This window comes from Psychrobacter sp. (assembly GCF_018260395.1).
In the GTDB taxonomy this organism is placed as follows: Bacteria; Pseudomonadota; Gammaproteobacteria; order Pseudomonadales; family Moraxellaceae; genus Psychrobacter.
In genome coordinates, this window is record NZ_JAGLBC010000218.1 from 1 (window position 1) to 2,388 (window position 2,388).

The window sequence follows — 2,388 nt, forward strand, 5'->3', positions numbered from 1 at the left end:
TATAATTAAATAATCATACCTTAAAAGAACCATATATCAAGATATAACAACCAATATGTTAAGTGTGTAGAGCCTTTCGTATAATAGCAAAAGTGAGTCTGTAATTCTAATTCAATCACAACTAGATTACATGTACATACCACCATTAACAGGAATAACTGCTCCGGTGACATAGCTGGCTTCATCACTAGCTAAATAAGACACTGCAGCAGCTACATCTTCAGGTTGTCCAAGACGTCCAACCGGGACAGCATCAAGCATTGAGTTCAATAAACGTTCATCTAATTCGTCCGTCATATCGGTTTCAATAAGACCTGGTGCAACGCAATTAACCGTGACTTGTCTTGATCCAATTTCGCGAGCTAAAGTACGGCTAAAGCCTTCTACCCCTGCTTTAGTTGCTGCATAATTGGCTTGACCGGCATTGCCCATCTCAGCCACTACAGATGTAATATTAATGATGCGCCCTTTACGAGCTTTCATCATGCCTTTAATAGCTCTTTTACTCATACGATAAATGGCTGTTAAGTTGGTATTTACAACTTTGTTCCAATCTTCATCTTTCATGCGAATTAATAAGCCATCATGTGAAATACCAGCATTGTTCACCAATACTTGCACACTGCCATAAACACTTTCAATCTCTTCAAATAGTTTATCGATTTGTTCTTGATTGGTCACATCCAAGATACGACCGATACCCCCTGAATCATGCAGATACTCATCAATTGACTGTGCCCCTTCAATAGTGGTCGCTGTGCCAATAACAAAATGACCTTGTTTAGCAAAGCGTTTGGCAATTGCCTTACCAATACCTCGACTGGCACCAGTCACTAAAGTAATCGTACGACTCATGGCTATTCCTCATTCAATATATTAAATAGTTTAGCAAGGCGTTCAGGCTTATCTGTCGGATAGGTTGTTATCGGCGTCTCTTGTCTTTTAGCCAAGTTACTTAGTACGGTGCCTGCTCCACATTCTACAAACATATTGATATGTTTGTCTGCAAACTTCTGCATGGTTTGAGTCCATAGCACTGGATTGCTTAGCTGCTCAGTCAACGCTTGTTTAATGGCTGCTATTGTTTTTTCTTCATCAGCATATCTATTTTGAATGACAGGAACTTGCGGCAAATGGAACTCACACTGTGCAAGTTTTTTAGCCAAAGCATCTGTAGCAGGTTGCATTAAGGCACAATGCGAAGGCACGCTTACTTTAAGAGGTACCATTCTTTTAGCCATACATTGTATGTGTTGGCTAAGTATGTCAACGCCTACTGTGTTACCTGCCACTACTACTTGCCCTGGGCTATTAAAGTTAGCTGCGCTTACCACCGCATCATCATTATTGCTTTCTACTTGCTCACAAACACTGATCACTTGGCTATTTTCCAAACCTAGCACAGCGGCCATTTTGGTATCCACCCCTACTACAGCTTGCTGCATGTATTGACCACGCGCATGAACCAATTGAATTGCATCGGCAAAATCTATAGCACCAGCGGCACAAAGTGCACTATACTCACCCAATGAATGACCTGCAAAGTATAATGGCTCCAATTCTACATTTTCTTTAAGAATACGCCAAATAGCTATACTGGCTGCCAATAACGCCGGCTGAGTATTTTCAGTTTTTGCCAACGCCTCTTCATCCTGACATACAGCCCACAAATCATATCCTAATGCTGCACTAGCTTCAGCAAAAGTTTGAATAACAATAGGATACTCTTCGCTCAATTCATTTAGCATACCTACAGTTTGCGAACCTTGGCCAGGAAACACAACTGCAATACGAAGAGGCATATCAGGTTTACCTTGCTTTTTAACGGTTTGCGACGGTTTTAATGACATTTTCAGCCTTCTTGTACCTAAACTTACTCATAAAAAAAGAGCCAAGCGTCACTAATGCTATAAAGGACATTAGTAAGGCTTAGCTCTTATATTAAACCACAATCACTATAAATGATTGTAAATTAGTCTTCTTGGCTCGCTTTGAATAATTGACGGCCACGGTAAAAACCATCTTTAGTCATATGATGACGACGATGTTTTTCACCAGTAGTAGCGTCGACGCTTAACTCAGCGACATCCATATGATGGTGTGAACGACGCATATCACGGCGTGAGCGGCTTTTACGACTTTTTTGAACAGCCATGGGTCTTGCTCCTATTCTAAAATATGCTGTGGTGGTGAGGGCGATATATTTTATCTAAACTCAGTGATAAAATACACAATGCTCACGTAGCAAAATGAGTTCTCTATTGACCTCAATAAGAGCAACTCTTATTAAAAATCAAATAGGTTTAAAATCTGGGAATAATAAACGAGGGATTATACGTGATTTCTATAACAAAATAAAGGGGTAATACTATTTGAAGTCTACTTGCC

The 2,388-nt window shown here is 40.1% G+C and carries 3 protein-coding genes; all 3 read right to left on the minus strand.

The features are described from left to right. Positions 1-126: 126 nt before the first annotated feature. The 3 genes from fabG to rpmF all read right to left on the minus strand — a co-directional run bounded on the left by fabG (position 127) and on the right by rpmF (position 2,155). Entirely contained in the window at positions 127-861 is a 735-nt protein-coding gene (gene fabG / locus QZ265_RS10600) for a 3-oxoacyl-ACP reductase FabG (protein ID WP_296405995.1), read from the minus strand. After that, on the minus strand, positions 858-1,850 hold the full coding sequence (gene fabD / locus QZ265_RS10605) for an ACP S-malonyltransferase (RefSeq protein ID WP_296405991.1): 993 nt from the start codon (positions 1,848-1,850) through the stop codon (positions 858-860). The genes fabG and fabD overlap by 4 nt, the downstream gene beginning before the upstream one ends. A gap of 122 nt (positions 1,851-1,972) precedes the next feature. Further along, positions 1,973-2,155, minus strand: coding sequence for a 50S ribosomal protein L32 (gene rpmF, locus QZ265_RS10610; RefSeq protein ID WP_296405993.1), 183 nt, complete (start codon positions 2,153-2,155; stop codon positions 1,973-1,975). Between the last annotated feature and the right edge of the window lie 233 nt (positions 2,156-2,388).

Coding starts and splice junctions, on each gene's coding strand:
- fabD (WP_296405991.1), bottom strand. CDS start 1,850: ATGTCATTAAAACCGTCGCAAACCGTTAAAAAGCAAGGTAAACCTGAT.
- rpmF (WP_296405993.1), bottom strand. CDS start 2,155: ATGGCTGTTCAAAAAAGTCGTAAAAGCCGCTCACGCCGTGATATGCGT.